This is a genomic window from Streptomyces glaucus, assembly GCF_039533365.1.
GTDB classification, from domain to species: Bacteria; Actinomycetota; Actinomycetes; order Streptomycetales; family Streptomycetaceae; genus Streptomyces; species Streptomyces glaucus.
This window is the reverse complement of the sequence record NZ_BAAATK010000089.1, coordinates 1-15,075: the sequence shown is the minus strand read 5'-3', so window position 1 is coordinate 15,075 and position 15,075 is coordinate 1. Positions and strand designations below refer to the sequence as shown.

Below are 15,075 nucleotides of genomic sequence, written 5' to 3'. Positions count from 1 at the left end.
CGCCGGGCGGGCGCGCGGCCGGCGGGATCCGGCCGCGCGCCCGCCCGGGCCGCCGGGGACGGCGCCGGGCGGCGTCCCGGGATCCGCGCCGGTGCGCTACGGGGCCGGCCGTACGGCGACGGCGTCGACCTCGAAGAGCATCCCCGGCAGGGCGAGAGCGGCGACGCCGCTCAGCGTCTGGGCGGGCAGCCGGTCCCCGAAGCGCGCGTGCAGCGCCCTGCCGAGGATCTCCAGCTTCCCGGCGTCGTGGTCCACGATGTAGGTCCCGAGCCGGACGACGTGCTCGTAGCCGAGTCCGGCGCCCGCCAGCGCCGACCGCAGCCGGTCGAAGGCCAGGTCCACCTGGGCGGCGAAGTCGCCGGGCACCGGGGAGCCGGTGGCGTCGGAGGCGTACTGGCCGCCGATGAAGACGAGGTCGCCGGGCGCCGAGACGGCGTGGCTGTAACCGAACGGCGTCGGGTCGTGCAGCGTGGGCGGGTTGGTGATCGTGCGCGCGTCGCGCGTCATGACCGGGTCCTTCCGTGGCGTACGGCCGCCGCACCGGCGGCGGGTGCGGCGCCGCCCGTGCGCGAGGGGCCGGGCGGCCCCCGCCCGTGCCAACACCCCTGGCGGGGCGGCCCATTCCGGGCACCCGGGTCACGGCAGCGGTTGTTCGGCCCAGATCGTCTTGCCGCCGCCGGTCTGGCGGCTGCCCCAGCGCTGGGTGAGCTGGGCGACCAGCAGCAGGCCGCGGCCGCCCTCGTCGTAGGCGTGGGCGCGGCGCAGGTGCGGGGAGGTGGAGCTGCCGTCGGAGACCTCGCAGATGAGGCTGCGGTCGCGGATCAGCCGGAGCCGGATGGGCGGTTCGCCGTACCGGATCGCGTTGGTGACCAGCTCGCTGACGACGAGTTCGGTGACGAACGCGGTCTCGTCCAGGCCCCACGCCAGCAGCTGCTCGATGGCGCACTGCCGGGTGGCGGCCACCCGCGCGGGGTCCGGCGGCACCTCCCAGGTCGCCACCCGGTCGGCGCCCAGCGCCCGGGTACGGGCCAGCAGCAGCGCCACGTCGTCGCTGGGCTCCTCCGGCAGCACCGCCTTCAGCACGCCGTCGCACAGCGCGTCGAGCGAGGCGGCGGGCGCGGTCAGCGCGCGGCACATCTCGGCGGTGGCGTGGTCGACGTCCCGGTCGCGGTCCTCGACGAGGCCGTCGGTGTACAGGGCGACGACGGAGCCCTCGGGCAGGGTCAGCTCGGTCGCCTCGAACGGCAGCCCGCCCACGCCGAGCGGGGGCCCGGCGGTCATGGGGAGGAGCCGCGCCGCGCCGCCGGGCAGGATCACGGCCGGTGCGGGATGGCCGGCCGCGGCCACGGTGAGGCGGCGCGAGACGGGGTCGTAGACGGCGTACAGGCAGGTGGCGCCGAGTTCCGCGACCTCGTCGGCGTTGTCGTCGGCGGCGAGGTGGGTGACCAGGTCGTCCAGGTGGGTGAGGAGCTCGTCCGGCGGCAGGTCCACGTCGGCGAGGGTGCGCACGGCGGTGCACAGGCGGCCCATGGTCGCCGAGGAGGGGATGCCGTGGCCGACGACGTCCCCGACGACCAGGGCGACCCGGCTGCCGGACAGCGGGATGACGTCGAACCAGTCGCCGCCGATGCCGGCCGCCGAGACGGTGGGCAGGTAGCGGTGGGCCACCTCCACCGCCGCCTGTCCGGGCAGTCCCCGGGGCAGCAGGCTGTGCTGCAGGGCCAGCGCGGTGGTGCGCTCGCGGGCGAAGCGGCGCGCGTTGTCGACGCAGACGGCGGCCCGGCTGGCGAGTTCCTCGCCCAGGGCGGTGTCGTCGGCGGTGTACGGCTCCTGCGGCGCGGCCCGCATCGCCACCGCGACCCCGAGGGTGATGCCGCGGGCCCGCAGCGGCACGGCCAGGGTGGAGCGGAGGCGGTTGCGGTACTCCCGGTTGTGGGGCGCCTGTATGTTGCGCACCCGCATCCACCGCTCGAAGTCCGGGTCGCCGACGCCGCTGAGCACCGCCCGCCCCTCGCGCAGGGCCTTGGCGGGCCCGGAGTACGGCGGGTAGGTGTCGGTCTCGCCCAGGCGCGCCGACGCCCTGGGGAAGCCCTCGACGGCGGAGCGGTGGGCCACCCGGCGCATCACGACGTCCTCGGCGGGCACCGCGAGGGGCTCGTCGGCGTTCAGCACCCAGTCCAGCAGGTCGACGCTGGCGAAGTCGGCGAACCGGGGGACGAGGAGGTCGACCAGTTCCTCGGCGGTGCGCACCACGTCCAGGGTGGTGCCGATCGCGGCGGCGGCCTCGTTCAGCAGGGCCAGCCGCTGCCGGGCCCGGTGCTGCTCGGTGTTCTCGAAGGCCGCCAGGGCGACCGCGGCGACCTCGCCGGAGGGGGCGCGCACCGGCCACATCTCGACGGTCCAGGCGTACTCGTTCGGGCCGGACGGCGACCGGGTGAGGTTCTCGTACTGGACGGGCTCGCCCGTCTCGGCGACGTGCTGCAGGTGCCGTACGAAGTCGCGGCTGTCGACGGTGCGGTCCAGGGTGTCCCACAGGTGGCGGCCGATCAGGGCCTCCTCCGGCAGCCCCATCACCCGGCAGCCCGCCTCGTTGACCCGCAGGTAGCGCTGCCGGGTGTCGAAGACGGACATCGACAAGGAGGCCTGCTGGAAGAACTCCCCGACCAGGGTGAGGGCGGTCTCCGCGGGGCGGCCGGCGCCTCCGGCGGGCTCCGCGACGACGAGGTAGTCCTCCGTCTCGCCGTCCGCGCCCGTCACGGGGCACGCCCGCAGGGAGAGCTCGAGGGAGGAGCCGTCCCGGTGCCGCAGTGCGACGGTGCCCGTCAGCGCGGCCAGGGCGCCGGGCGGCACGTCCCCGGCGAGCAGTTCGCGCGCGGCGCGCCCCACGACCTCCCCGGCCGGGTGTCCCGTCAGCCGCCGGGCGCCCTCGCTCCACCTCGTGACGACGCCGTGGCCGTTGATGACCGCCGCAGCGGAGACGTGCTCCATGTTGTCAAGAATGATCCCTCCGTCCCTCCGCATCAACCGCGGCGGAAGGTCTGGCTCCGGTTGTCCGGGGCGGACGCCCGCACGCGGTGGGCGTGCGGGGCGGCGGACGGGGTGAGGATTCACCGGTCCGTTCCGCGGGCCGGCCGCGGCCGGCGGCGGCATGGTGCCGCGGCCCGGAAAGGGAGCCGTCGGCACGGGCCGGGCAGCGGCGGGCCGGTCGAGGGCTCGGCCCGTTTCCGTGCCCGCCCCCTCGGTCGGGCCGCCGGACGAAGCGCCCGGACATCCCCTGGCATCGAGCTCGATGACGTCGGCCGCTCCGCCGGATTTCCCCTTTTTCCCGAGCCCGGCGAAACATCGCCGGCATTCGAGGGCGGGCTCGCCCGATAAGGCGGGCGGGCGCCGGGAGCGCGATCAGCGATATACGCGACGGCGGAATGCGTGACATGCCATGCGGCCGGCCGTCATGGATTCCGTCACAGGGACACGGCTTCACCAGGCAGGTCAAGACTTACCTTCGAGGAAATTTGACCGTATGGTGCGGCTCGAATCGAAGGAGCCCAGTTGTCGAAAATGAATGATCCCGCGGCGCGTGCGGTTGAATCGGAGCAGGATTATGTGTCCTCCTTGTACGCGTTGCTCACCGAGCGGCTTTCCGAGGCGCGAGCGCACCGGGCGAGTGTGCTGAAGACCCCGGCGGGCAGCGCCGGTGAGGCATACGAGAGAGAAATCGCCGCCGAGCGTCTGGCCAAGGAGATCAGCCGGCTGGAGGGCGCCGAAAAAGGGCTGGTCTTCGGGCGCATCGACCGGACGGACGGCACGGCCCTGCGGATCGGGCGGATCGGACTGCAGAGGGAGGAGGACGACCTGCCCCTGCTCGTGGACTGGCGCGCGAACGCGGCGCGGCCCTTCTACGAGGCGACACCGGTCCACCCGATGGGCCTGCGGCGGCGCCGGCACCTGCGCCTCCAGGAGCGCACGGTCGTCTCGGTGAGCGACGAACTGCTGGACGGGACCGCCCCGACCGACGAGGACGTCGTGGGGGACGGCCCGTTGGCCGAGGCCGTGTCGGCACGGCGCACGGGCAGGATGCACGCGGCCGTCGCGACGCTGCAGGCCGAGCAGGACGAGATCGTCCGCTCCGCCCACCGCGGGGTGACCGTGGTGCAGGGCGGGCCCGGCACCGGCAAGACGGTGGTCGCCCTGCACCGGGCGGCCTACGTCCTGTACGCGTTCCCGCGCGCCGCGGAGGAGGGCGTCCTGGTGGTGGGCCCGAACGCCCGGTTCCTCGACTACATCTCCCAGGTCCTTCCCTCGCTCGGAGAGAACGACGTCGTTCTGGCGACCTGCCGGGAACTGGCCGGAGTGCCCACGGACACGGCGGACCCGTTCGATACGGCACGTCTCAAGGGCGGCTCCGGCCTCGCCGACGCCTTGGCCGGCCTGCTGCGCGCCCACCAGGCTCCCGCCGGTGACTTCACCGTGCGGGTCGGGCAGGAACCGGTTCGCCTCTCCGGCGAGGAAGTCGCCACGGCGCGCGACGCCGCCGTGGCAGCCGTACCGGGGCACAACCCCGCGCGCCAGGTGTTCAAGGAGCTGCTGGTCGACGCCGTCACCGACGCGATGCGACGGGACATGGGCGACCTCCTGGAGCAGATCGACGCCGATGCCGAAAGGATGACGGGCCTGGACCTCGACCGGTTCACGGGAGCCGCCCGGCGCCGCGCCGAAGGTGCGGCCGGCCCGGATCCGGTCCACGAGCTGGACCTGGACGCCGTCCGAGCCGATCTCCTCGACGACGCCGGCGTCGACCGGGCGGTCGAGGCGCTGTGGCCGCGGCTGGCCCCCGGTGACCTCGTGCAGGCGCTGCTGACGGACGCCGGCGCCCTCGCCGAGCACCTGCCCCGCCTGACCGCGCCGGAGCGGTCCCTCCTGCTGCGCGGTCCGGACGCCCCGTGGACCGATGCCGACGTGCCGTTGCTGGACGAGGCGGCGAGCCTGGTCGACGGCCCTCCCGAGCGGACGTACGGGCACGTCGTCGTCGACGAGGCGCAGGAACTGACCGCCATGCAGTGGCGGATGATCGTCCGCCGCTGCCCGGCGAGGGCGATGACGCTGGTGGGCGACTTCGCCCAGGCAGGCCCGGCCGCGACAGCACGCGACTGGAAGGAAGCGCTGAGCCCCCACGTCGGACCGCGGTTCAAGCTGCACAACCTGACCGTCGGCTACCGCACCACGCAGGAGATCCTGGGGAGCGTCCGGGACCTGCTCGCGCGGATCGCTCCGGACCAGAAGCCCACGCGGTCACTGCGAAGCGGTGAGAGCCCTCGCACCGTGACCACGCCCCCGGGCGGGTCGGTCACCGCCGTCGTCCAGGAAGTCCGCGCCCAGAGCACCGCGCACCCGGGCGAGCTCCTGGGAGTGATCTGCGCGGACACCAGGGTGGGCGAGCTGACGGCCCGGGGCGTCGCTCACCACGCGCGCATCGTGCCGGCGTCCGAAGCACGCGGCCTGGAGTTCGACGGGGTCGTCGTCATGGACCCCGAGGAGATCATCGCGGCCCGCCCCGGTGGGGAAAGGGACTTGTACGTGGCCCTGACCCGGGCCACCAAACGCCTGTGCACCATCACCGTCCAGCCCGCCTGACGACCCGGCGGCCGCGTCGCCGCCGCGGGCGACGCGCTGTTCCCACGGTCGCTGTCCCGTGGTCCGAGGACCGGCCGATGCGGGACATTCCGAACGATCCGACATGACGGGCCGTCAAAGACCGCGCGGCGCACGGTTCCGGAACCAACTATTGGGCTGCGCTTCACCGCGGATACGTCCACGTCCCCTTGGCCCGGCAGGACAGAAACGGGAAGCTGAACCCCCGCTTCCCTGACAGCCGTTGGGCTGCGCCCGGACCCAGAGGAGGACGCAGTGTCGTCGAGCACGTCCCGGACCCGCCGCAGGAGATGGCTCACCGGTCTCGCCGGAGCCGCCGCCCTCGTCGTCGCCTTCCCCGCAACCGCCTTCGCCGCCCCGCCCCCGGCCCTGCCCGCCAACGCCGACAGCCTGGAGCGGACGTACCAGCCCGCCTACGACTACGACACCGACGGCTGCTACCCCACACCGGCCATCGGCCCCGACGGCACGGTCAACGGCGGCCTCAACCCGACCGGAGCCCTCAACGGCAACTGCCGCGACGCCTCTGACCTGGACAACACCAACGGCTACTCCCGCTACAAGTGCAACAACGGCTGGTGCGCCTTCATGTACGACCTGTACTTCGAGAAGGACCAGGCCGTGGCGGGCAGCAGCATCGGCGGCCACCGCCACGACTGGGAGCACGTCGTGGTGTGGGTGCAGAACAACACCGTGCAGTACGTCGCCACGTCCAACCACGGCTCGTACACCGTGCGCGCGCGGTCCCAGGTCCGCTTCGACGGCACGCACCCGAAGGTCGTGTACCACAAGGACGGCATCAGCACCCACTGCTTCCGCCTGGCCAACTCCAACGACGAGCCGCCGGAGAACCACGAGGGCACCTGGCAGTACCCCGCGCTGGTCGGCTGGAACGGCTACCCGGCGGGCGTGCGCGACAAGCTGACCGCGTACGACTTCGGCAGCGCCAACTTCGGCCTCAAAGACGGCAGTTTCGCCTCCAACCTGGCAGCGGCCAAACCGTCCGGCATCGCCTTCGACCCCGACGCCTGACGCCGGCGGCCCGCCGCCTCGGACACCGGTCGACCGGGGGCCCAGGTCCCCGGCCGTATCCGGTCTCCGTCCCCCGCCCGATCCGCTCCCCCGGTGCCGCCGCGCAGCGTCCCCACCGACCGCGTACGAGCCCCCGGCCCGCCTCACCCCCGAGGAGGTGCTGGAGCGCGCCCTCGCCCACGGCGACGGGCACGTTCTCAAGCTCACCGACACGGCGTAGGACGTCGGCGACGGCCGGGCCCTCGCCGCGGCGTGGCGGGCGGTCGAGCTGAGCGAGCCGCTCGCCTGAGCTCCCCCGCCGGTGCGAGCGCGCCGCCCCGTGCGGCACGGGGGCATCCGTGCGAGGCACTATCGTGTCCCCATGTCCGTCCCCGAACTGATCCGTATCGTCTCCCGCGACTCGCCCATGGCGCTCGCCCAGGTGGAGCGCGTCCGGGCCGAGCTGACGGCCCTGTATCCCGGTGTGCGCACCGAGGTCGTACCGGTGAAGACGACCGGTGACAAGTGGCTGGGCGACCTGTCGCAGGTCGAGGGCAAGGGCGCGTTCACCAAGGAGGTCGACGCCGCGCTGCTGGCCGGCGAGGCCGATCTGGCGGTGCACTGCGTCAAGGACGTGCCCGCCGACCGGCCGCTGCCCGCGGGCACGGTGTTCGCCGCGTTCCTCCGGCGCGACGACATCCGGGACGCCCTCGTCCACCCGGGCGGACTCACCCTCGACGAGCTCCCGGCCGGCACCCGGATCGGCACCTCCTCGGTCCGCCGCATCGCCCAGCTGGCCGCCACCCACCCGCACCTGCGGTGCGTGCCGTTCCGCGGCAACGCCAACCGGCGCCTTCAGAAGCTGGCGGCCGGCGAGGCGGACGCGCTGCTGCTCGCGGTCTCCGGCCTGGAACGCATCGGCCGCCGCGACGTGATCAGCGAGGTCCTCCCGCCCGAGACGATGATGCCGCCCATCGGCGCGGGCATCCTCGCCCTGCAGTGCCGCGAGGACGACACCGCCCTCATCGACGCGGTCAGCGGCCTCGGCGACCCGGACACGCACCGGGAGGCCACCGCGGAGCGCATGTTCCTGCACGTCCTGCAGGGGCACTGCAACAGCCCGATCGCCGGGTACGCGCGCGTGGACCGCGGCGGCGAACTGTCCCTGCGGGCCTGTGTGTTCACCCCGGACGGCAAGACCCGGCTGAACGCCCACGAGTGGGCGGGACGGCTCGATGCGGCCACCCTCGGCACCTCGGTCGCCGTGACCCTGCTGCGTCAGGGCGCCCGCGAGATCATCGACGGCATCCCGCACTGACCCCCTGCCGCCGGGTCAGGCGGTGCCCTCCTCCGCCTGACCCCGCAGGAAGACGCTCACCTGGTGCGCGAGGCTCTCCCGCCCCGCGCCCGGCTGGGTCTCCGCGGCCGGCTCGTGCACACCGATGCCGCCCACCCACAGCCGGCGGTCGGCCCACTCCTCGTCGACCCGCAGCTGGACCTGGATGTCCACCTGGCTCAGGGACGCCTCGGGGCCGGCCGCGTACAGCACGGCGGTGGCCCGGCGCAGCGGGTAGACGTCGAACCCCTCGATGAACTGGGAGTTGCGCCAGTCGATGAAGGCGCTCTCCCCGTCGGGTCCCAGCCGGACGTCGATCTGGCCGTCCTCCAGGTGGATGCCGTAGCGCCGGCCGCCCCGGTTCTCGACGGTCACGCGGACACTGAAGTACGTCAGCCCTTCGGCGGCGTCGTCGCGTCCGCGCGGCGGTTCGGCCGCCTCAAGACGGTGGACGCGGACCCGCAGACCGGCATGCTCGTCGTACTCCTGCCAGTCCCCGACCACGTTCGGCTCGTACACAGTGCACCTCTCGACCTCTGGAAGCTGCTTCCTATCTGTGCGCTCAGTGCACTGTCAAATGCACGGAATGCACTGTGGCCAGGCAGTTCACCCGTTCTGATCGACGATCAAGCCGTGCGCAGGAGGAATTGACCGACAAGCCGGGAAAGCGCTTGCCCGGACGTGCCGCACATCACGCTCCGCCGGTCCCGCCGGGCGTCCGCCTCGGGGCCGGGAGGGGGACCGCGCCGGCCGCCCGGAGCGGCCCGGGGCAGGGCGGGGGGACGGCGACAGGGGCCGGGCCGCGGCGGGGACGGGGTGCGGGGCCAAAGCCGGGCAGCGTGGCACGACGGCCGCGGCGGGGCTCACGGTCCGCGCCGGCGGCTTCCTGGCCGGAGCGCCCTGCCGGTGGCCGGGGCGGCGGTCCGCCGGGGACGCCGGGGTGGCGTTCCCGGACGGTCCGGGCGCCGGGGCAGGGGGCGGTGGACATCGCGGGCCGGCGGCGCTGCCGGGTGCCGGACGGCCGGGGCGCGGAACGCCGTCCGGGGAATCGCCCGGCCGCGGGACGGGGGCCCGGCCGCGGCGGCCGCAGCGGGCCGGCGAAACCGCGACAGGAACCGGCGGTGATGGGCCGCGACAGGAACCGGCGGGGATGCGGCGCGGCGAATCCGTTGAATTCACAACGCGTCGTTACGCGTCGTTCCGGTGGCATTCCCGGCCCTCGCGTCGACCATGCACAATCACCCGGCAGCGGTACGTCATCGAATTCTGGAATTGTTTTGAAAACGGCGCCGCCGGGAATGCCCCTTTCAGTGCTTCGGACTGAAGGCACGTCCGTGGGAGCCGGCCCGCCGCGCCCCGGGTGTCCCCGTGAGGTCCGAGACCGCGCCTCCCATGGTGTCCGTCCGCCCGGCCCCCCTGCCGAGGGAGGTGCGCACCATGCGTGTCGCCAGCAGAACCAAGCCGCACCCGCACGACGACGCCCCCGACACGGCCGCGGACTTCGAGCGCCTCGTGCGGCTGTCCGAGGGACCGGAGCGCAGGGCGCTGCGGGACGAGCTGATCCGGGCCTGGCTGCCCATGGCCGAGCGGATCGCCGTCCGCTTCCGGGGCCGCGGCGAGAGCCTCGAGGACCTGTACCAGGTGGCGGCGCTGGGGCTGGTCAAGGCCGTCGACCACTACGACCCGGCCCGCGGGCACGCCTTCGAGGCGTACGCCGTGCCGACCGTCACCGGTGAGATCAAGCGGCACTTCCGCGACCACATGTGGACGCTGCACGTGCCGCGCCGGGTCCAGGACCTGCGCAACCGCGTGCGGCGCGCCGCGAAGGAGCTGGCGCAGACGACCCCGGGACGCGTCCCCACCGTCGCCGAGATCGCCGAGCACGCGCACCTGACGCCGCACGAGGTGCGCATGGGCATGGAGGCCCTGGAATGCTTCTCCGCGCTGTCGCTGGAGGCGGAGATGCCCGGCACCGACGGGTACGCGCTCGGGGACTCGCTCGGCGGACCCGACCCGGCCTACGACACCGTCGTCGACCGGGTGGCCGTCACCCCCTGTCTGCAGGCGCTGCCCGAACGCGAGCGGACCATCCTGTACCTGCGGTTCTTCCACGGCATGACGCAGAACCGGATCGCGCAGCAGCTCGGGATCTCGCAGATGCACGTCTCCCGCCTGCTCAGCGGCTGCTTCGCCCAGCTCCGCGAGGAGATCCTCGCCGAGACCGGCTGAGCGCGGCCCGGCGCCGCCGGGGCGGGTTCAGCGCTCCGGCGGCGCTCCGGGTATCTGGGTCGGGCCGTGCCGGTCCAGCGCGTCCTCCAGCTCGATCCGGATCTCCCGGGGCATCACTCCGGTGCGCCCCCAGAGGAGTATCGTCTCCGCGACATTGCGCAGCTTGGTGTTCGTGTGCTGGGACACGTCCTTGAGCACGGCCCAGCCCTGGTCGGGGGTCACCCGGCCGAGCGCCACGATCATCCCTATCGCCTGGTCCACGACGGCGTGCGAGACGACCGCCTCCTTCAGCTGCCGGACCTGTTCCTGCAGCTCGAGGATCTGATCCGAGCCTCCGTCCGCGGGCATGGTCACCTCCGGGTCCGGTGCGTCGCCGCGCCTGTTCCTGGTGGTACGGCGCCGACGCCTCCATCGTCGCCGCCCGCCCCACCCCGTGCCACTGGGCCGTCCGGGGCCGCCCGCCACCGTTTCGGCGCCGGCGCCGGGGTACCCGGCAGGCGTCCGCGGCGGTTCGGCCGGACACTGGTGTGAGTCCGGTGGCTGCCGGTGGACGAGACCAGGACGCGACTGCCATGAACCACGACACGACCTCCCCCGCCGGCGCGAACAGCGTCTTCTCCACCCACTCCGTTTCCGGGGCCCCCTGCTGGGTGACGCTGACCAGCCGCGATCTGAAGGCCACGGAGGAGTTCTACTCCGCCGTGCTGGGCTGGCAGTGGCGGCCGACCAGGCTCGGCGACCACTTCCGCATCGCCCTGGCGGACGGGGCGCCGGTCGCCGGGATCGCCGCCGTCGCCGCCATGTGGCAGATGGCGGTGGCGTGGACCCCGTACTTCGCCGTGGCCAGTGCGAACGAGGCCGTCTTCCGGGTGCAGGAACGCGGCGGCACGGCGGCGGTCGGCCCGCTCTCCATCCCGCCCGGCCGGGTGGCGCTGCTCGCCGACCGGGACGGCGCCACCTTCGGCGTCTGGGAGGGGAAGCTGTTCACCGACTGGGAGACCTGGCGCCGCGCCCAGCCGGCCTTCATCAGGCTCCACACCCGCGACGCCTTCGACGCCGCCATCTTCTACGGCGAGGTCCTCGACTGGGCGTCGGGGCGCCCCGGCTGCTGCGAGGTGCAGTACGAGGGCGACGAGGTCGTACTGCGCAGCCAGGGGGACGTGGTGGCGCGCATCGAGTCGGGTGCCCTGGAAGCGGCCCCCGACCCGACGATCCGGCCGCACTGGCAGGTCCACTTCGCCGTCGACGACGTGGCGGCCTGCGTGCGGGCCGCGGAGCTGCACGGCGGCAGCGTCCTGTCCAAGGGCAGCGACGAGGCGGTGCTCCGGGACCCCGACGGCGCGCAGTTCACGGTGACCGCGCGCCGCGGACGCGGATGATCTCACCGGGCGGTGCGGGAGGGCCGGGACAGCAGCACCAGGCTGCGTGACTCGACGGTCAGCACCGCGCCCGCCTTGTGCTCCGCCTCGTCGGGCGTGCCCTCCGGGCCGGCGGTGTCGATCAGCGTCGTCCAGCGCTCCCCGTGGGCGGCGTCGGGCAGCCGGAAGTCCGTCGGCTCCCAGTGGCCGTTGAACAGCAGCAGCAGGGAGTCGTCCACCACGGGCCGGCCGCACGGATCGGGTTCGGCGATGGCGTCGCCGTTGAGGAAGACGCCGACGGCGTGGGCGTCGGGGCGCTGCCAGTCGTCGTCGCCCATCTCGCGCCCGTCCGGCCGCAGCCACACCAGGTCGGGCAGCGGCTGGTCCGCGCGGGTGGGCGTCTCCCCGCGGAAGAAGCGGCGCCGGCGCAGCACCGGGTGGGCGGCGCGCAGCGCGATGACGCTCCGGGTGAAGGCCAGCAGGTCCCGCTGTTCCCCGGTCAGCCGCCAGTCGATCCAGGAGATCTCGTTGTCCTGGCAGTAGGCGTTGTTGTTGCCCCGCTGGGTGCGGCCCAGTTCGTCGCCGTGGCAGAGCATCGGGATGCCCTGCGACAGCATGAGGGTGGCGAGGAAGTTGCGCTGCTGCCGGGCGCGCAGCTCCAGCACGGCCGGGTCGTCGGTCTCGCCCTCCGCGCCGCAGTTCCAGGACCGGTTGGCGCTCTCGCCGTCCTGGTTGTCCTCGCCGTTGGCCTCGTTGTGCTTGTCGTTGTACGAGACCAGGTCGCGCAGGGTGAACCCGTCGTGCGCGGTGACGAAGTTGACGCTGGCGCGCGGGCGGCGCCTGCTGTGCGCGTACAGGTCGGAGGAGCCGGTGAGCCGGGAGGCGAACTCGCCGAGCGTGTGGTCCTCGCCGCGCCAGAAGTCCCGTACGGCGTCCCGGTACTTGCCGTTCCACTCCGACCACAGCGGCGGGAAGTTGCCCACCTGGTAGCCGCCCTCGCCGACGTCCCACGGTTCGGCGATCAGCTTCACCCGGCTGATCACCGGGTCCTGCTGGATCAGGTCGAAGAACGCCGACAGCCGGTCCACCTCGTGGAACTGCCGCGCCAGGGTGGCCGCGAGGTCGAAGCGGAAGCCGTCGACGTGCATCTCGGTGATCCAGTACCGCAGCGAGTCCATGATCAGCTGCAGGACGTGGGGATGCCGCATCAGCAGGCTGTTGCCGGTGCCGGTGGTGTCGTAGTAGTGCTCCCAGTCGCCGTCCACCAGACGGTAGTAGGAGGCGTTGTCGATGCCGCGGAAGGAGAGGGTGGGGCCCTTCTCGTTGCCCTCGGCGGTGTGGTTGTAGACCACGTCGAGGATCACTTCCAGTCCGGCCTCGTGCAGGGTCTTCACCATCGCCTTGAACTCGGTGACCTGCTGCCCGCGGGTGCCGAGGGCGGCGTAGCCGTTGTGCGGCGCGAAGAAGCCGATGGTGTTGTAGCCCCAGTAGTTGGACAGTCCGCGGCCCTGGAGCACCCCGTCGTGCACGAACTGGTGCACCGGCATCAGCTCCACCGCGGTCACGCCCAGCGAGGTCAGGTGTTCCACGACCGCCGGGTGCGCCAGCCCGGCGTAGGTGCCGCGGAGTTCGGCGGGGACGTCGGGGTGGGTGCGGGTCAGTCCCCGCACATGGGCCTCGTAGATCACCGTGTCGGCGTACGGCCGCCGGGGCGGGCGGTCGTCGCCCCAGTCGAAGAACGGGTCGGTGACCACGCCGAGCATGGTGTGCCCGGCGCTGTCGGCGGGGTCGGGCCGGCCGGGCGTGCGCTCGAAGAGGGAGGGGTGGTCGTCGACCCGGCCGTCCACCGCCCGGGTGTACGGGTCGAGGAGCAGCTTCGCCGGGTTGCACCGGTGGCCGGCGGCCGGGGCCCACGGCCCGTGCACGCGGTAGCCGTAGCGCTGTCCCGGGCCGACACCGGGCAGGTAGCCGTGCCACACGAAGCCGTCGACCTCGGTCAGCGGCACGCTGCCGTGGTGGCCGTCGTCGTCGACGAGGACGAGATCGACCCGTTCGGCGACCTCGCTGAAGAGGGCGAAGTTGGTGCCCTGCCCGTCGTAGGAGGCGCCGAGGGGATAGGGGTGCCCGCTCCAGACGGGCACCCCCTTCCGGCCGGCCGGCACGGCGGTCACCGGGCCTCCTCCAGGACCTCGCCCGGCGCGCTCGCCGGCCCGGCCAGGCGGACGACCGGGGCCTCCCGGGGCACCTGGCGGGCCTCCCGCGACTCCGGCGCGGGCACGGGCGGCACCAGCGGAGCGCGTTCGCCGGCCCGGGCGCGCTGCGAGAACCAGATGACCCTGGCTCCGGTCTCGGTGGCGCAGCAGCCCCAGCCGTCGCTCGTCGCGGCGAGGTGCCGCAGGCAGGCGCGCAGGTCCTGGTCCGGGCGGAGCGCGTGGTCGTTGCCCCCGACGGCGGTGATGAGGTGCTGGCCGTTCCACCACATCTCGATCGACGTGTTCTTGTCCGTGGCGTGTTCGTCGATCGCCCGCAGCAGCATCTCCGCACCGCGGCAGACGGGCTCGACGAGGTTCTCCAGGTCCCAGAACCTGAGGTGAGCGGCCAGGATGCGCCTGACCTGGCCGATCCGCTGCGGACCGACCTCCACGTCGAGGTGGTAGTAGCAGGGCACTGCGGTCTTCATCGTCGTGGCTCCTCACCGCGAAACTCCCGCTCCTCCCGGCCCTGGCGGACCGAGCCCCGAACACGAAGCGTGAGCATGTATCGCTTCTGAGTCACTCCAGAGTGGGTGGCCTAGCCCATTCGTGCAACACGAGGCGACCCGTGAGGCCGAAGAGGTGACAGTTGAAGGTCCAACAAGACGCTGGGTCACAACGCGTGCACCATGAGTCAGGAAACTCGATGGCCGTGACGGATCCGCGCCCGCCGACGCGCGGTCACCGCCCGGCCCTCGGGAGACCCCCGTCGAGTCCCGGAAGGTGAACAGCCCATGCTGCTACCCGCCAAAGCCGAAGTCGCCCGGCAGCTGCGGCGCTACCGGGCCTGGGAACGGCTGATGCTCGCCTCGCCCGCCGACCGCGCGGTGCGGGCCACGTTCGAGGACTCGGGCTACACCCTCTGCGTGCTGATGGGGAAGCGGTGTGCCCGGGAGGCCGCCGACGCGGCCGAACGGTACCTGCGCACGAGTCTGGTCACCTACGTGCGGGAGCAGAACGAGCGGTCCCGTACCGGGGCGGCGGCCAGGCGCGGCCCGCCCGCCGCCGGCCGGCCTTCCCCGGCGGGGAGTTGGAGCCCCTCCGGCGCAGCTTGATCCCCTGGCCGGACAGGACGTCCGGCTTCGAGCACGGCGGAGGTGAGGACCCATGAGCGCGACCCCCCGGATCGGCCGCATCCCGGTGCAGGAGGTCCACCCGGTGGTGGAGTGCGGCGGGCGCCCGGCGAAGGCGGTGGTGGGTGAGTCGTTCGAGGTGTCGGCCACCGTGTTCCGTGAGGGGC

Annotated in this window: 13 protein-coding genes and 1 pseudogene; 8 read left to right on the top strand and 6 right to left on the bottom strand. The window is 73.4% G+C overall.

The annotated features are described in order from the left end of the window. Positions 1–96: 96 nt before the first annotated feature. The gene (locus tag ABD363_RS31475) at positions 97–507 is read right to left on the bottom strand and encodes a RidA family protein (protein WP_344609792.1); all 411 of its coding nucleotides are present in this window, start codon (positions 505–507) and stop codon (positions 97–99) included. Positions 508–636: 129 nt separating this feature from the next. Further along, positions 637–2,988 (bottom strand): SpoIIE family protein phosphatase, encoded by a 2,352-nt coding sequence (locus ABD363_RS31470; protein WP_344609790.1) that lies wholly within the window; start codon positions 2,986–2,988, stop codon positions 637–639. 678 nt (positions 2,989–3,666) lie between these two features. On the opposite strand from ABD363_RS31470, the gene ABD363_RS31465 reads away from it, so the two are divergent. The 4 genes and pseudogenes from ABD363_RS31465 (at position 3,667) to hemC (ending at position 7,978) form a co-directional block, all read left to right on the top strand. Continuing rightward, the gene (locus tag ABD363_RS31465; protein ID WP_425578048.1) at positions 3,667–5,631 is read left to right on the top strand and encodes a HelD family protein; all 1,965 of its coding nucleotides are present in this window, start codon (positions 3,667–3,669) and stop codon (positions 5,629–5,631) included. Between the two features lie 273 nt (positions 5,632–5,904). After that, positions 5,905–6,681, top strand: coding sequence for an NPP1 family protein (locus tag ABD363_RS31460; protein WP_344609786.1), 777 nt, complete (start codon positions 5,905–5,907; stop codon positions 6,679–6,681). Positions 6,682–6,802: 121 nt separating this feature from the next. Further along, a pseudogene (locus tag ABD363_RS32730) lies at positions 6,803–6,970 on the top strand (questin oxidase family protein); the annotation flags it as partial. Between the two features lie 72 nt (positions 6,971–7,042). Further along, the gene (hemC, locus tag ABD363_RS31455) at positions 7,043–7,978 is read left to right on the top strand and encodes a hydroxymethylbilane synthase (RefSeq protein ID WP_344609784.1); all 936 of its coding nucleotides are present in this window, start codon (positions 7,043–7,045) and stop codon (positions 7,976–7,978) included. A gap of 15 nt (positions 7,979–7,993) precedes the next feature. Here hemC and ABD363_RS31450 read toward each other — a convergent pair whose 3' ends face one another. Further along, positions 7,994–8,515, bottom strand: coding sequence for a hypothetical protein (locus tag ABD363_RS31450; protein WP_344609782.1), 522 nt, complete (start codon positions 8,513–8,515; stop codon positions 7,994–7,996). A 918-nt stretch (positions 8,516–9,433) separates the two neighbouring features. On the opposite strand from ABD363_RS31450, the gene ABD363_RS31445 reads away from it, so the two are divergent. Further along, a complete protein-coding gene (locus tag ABD363_RS31445; RefSeq protein ID WP_344609780.1) occupies positions 9,434–10,225 on the top strand; it encodes an RNA polymerase sigma factor SigF in 792 nt (263 codons plus the stop codon). Positions 10,226–10,252: 27 nt separating this feature from the next. Here ABD363_RS31445 and ABD363_RS31440 read toward each other — a convergent pair whose 3' ends face one another. Beyond that, positions 10,253–10,573, bottom strand: a complete 321-nt coding sequence (locus tag ABD363_RS31440) for an ANTAR domain-containing protein (protein ID WP_344609778.1) — start codon at positions 10,571–10,573, stop codon at positions 10,253–10,255. A gap of 224 nt (positions 10,574–10,797) precedes the next feature. On the opposite strand from ABD363_RS31440, the gene ABD363_RS31435 reads away from it, so the two are divergent. Continuing rightward, a complete protein-coding gene (locus tag ABD363_RS31435; protein ID WP_344609776.1) occupies positions 10,798–11,604 on the top strand; it encodes a VOC family protein in 807 nt (268 codons plus the stop codon). A gap of 2 nt (positions 11,605–11,606) precedes the next feature. On the opposite strand, the gene glgX is transcribed toward ABD363_RS31435, so the two are convergent. Both glgX and ABD363_RS31425 read right to left on the bottom strand, forming a co-directional pair. Further along, positions 11,607–13,754 carry a glycogen debranching protein GlgX gene (glgX, locus tag ABD363_RS31430; protein WP_344609774.1) on the bottom strand — a complete coding sequence of 716 codons (2,148 nt, stop codon included), beginning with the start codon at positions 13,752–13,754 and terminating at the stop codon, positions 11,607–11,609. Continuing rightward, a complete protein-coding gene (locus ABD363_RS31425) occupies positions 13,751–14,263 on the bottom strand; it encodes a pep a2 (RefSeq protein ID WP_344609772.1) in 513 nt (170 codons plus the stop codon). Before ABD363_RS31425 ends, glgX begins: the two co-directional genes overlap by 4 nt. Positions 14,264–14,569: 306 nt before the next feature. Between ABD363_RS31425 and ABD363_RS31420 the strand changes: the two genes are divergently transcribed. Both ABD363_RS31420 and ABD363_RS31415 read left to right on the top strand, forming a co-directional pair. Next, complete coding sequence (locus tag ABD363_RS31420; protein WP_344609770.1) at positions 14,570–14,890, top strand: DUF5133 domain-containing protein; 321 nt, start codon at positions 14,570–14,572, stop codon at positions 14,888–14,890. Positions 14,891–14,942: 52 nt separating this feature from the next. Further along, a partial coding sequence (locus ABD363_RS31415; protein WP_344609794.1) for a maltotransferase domain-containing protein occupies positions 14,943–15,075 on the top strand: 133 nt, incomplete at its 3' end.

Bases quoted from the DNA above. Each gene is read 5' to 3' on its own strand.
- ABD363_RS31475 (WP_344609792.1), bottom strand. From the start codon at position 507: ATGACGCGCGACGCGCGCACGATCACCAACCCGCCCACGCTGCACGAC.
- ABD363_RS31470 (WP_344609790.1), bottom strand. From the start codon at position 2,988: ATGGAGCACGTCTCCGCTGCGGCGGTCATCAACGGCCACGGCGTCGTC.
- hemC (WP_344609784.1), top strand. From the start codon at position 7,043: ATGTCCGTCCCCGAACTGATCCGTATCGTCTCCCGCGACTCGCCCATG.
- ABD363_RS31445 (WP_344609780.1), top strand. From the start codon at position 9,434: ATGCGTGTCGCCAGCAGAACCAAGCCGCACCCGCACGACGACGCCCCC.
- ABD363_RS31440 (WP_344609778.1), bottom strand. From the start codon at position 10,573: ATGCCCGCGGACGGAGGCTCGGATCAGATCCTCGAGCTGCAGGAACAG.
- ABD363_RS31435 (WP_344609776.1), top strand. From the start codon at position 10,798: ATGAACCACGACACGACCTCCCCCGCCGGCGCGAACAGCGTCTTCTCC.
- ABD363_RS31425 (WP_344609772.1), bottom strand. From the start codon at position 14,263: ATGAAGACCGCAGTGCCCTGCTACTACCACCTCGACGTGGAGGTCGGT.
- ABD363_RS31420 (WP_344609770.1), top strand. From the start codon at position 14,570: ATGCTGCTACCCGCCAAAGCCGAAGTCGCCCGGCAGCTGCGGCGCTAC.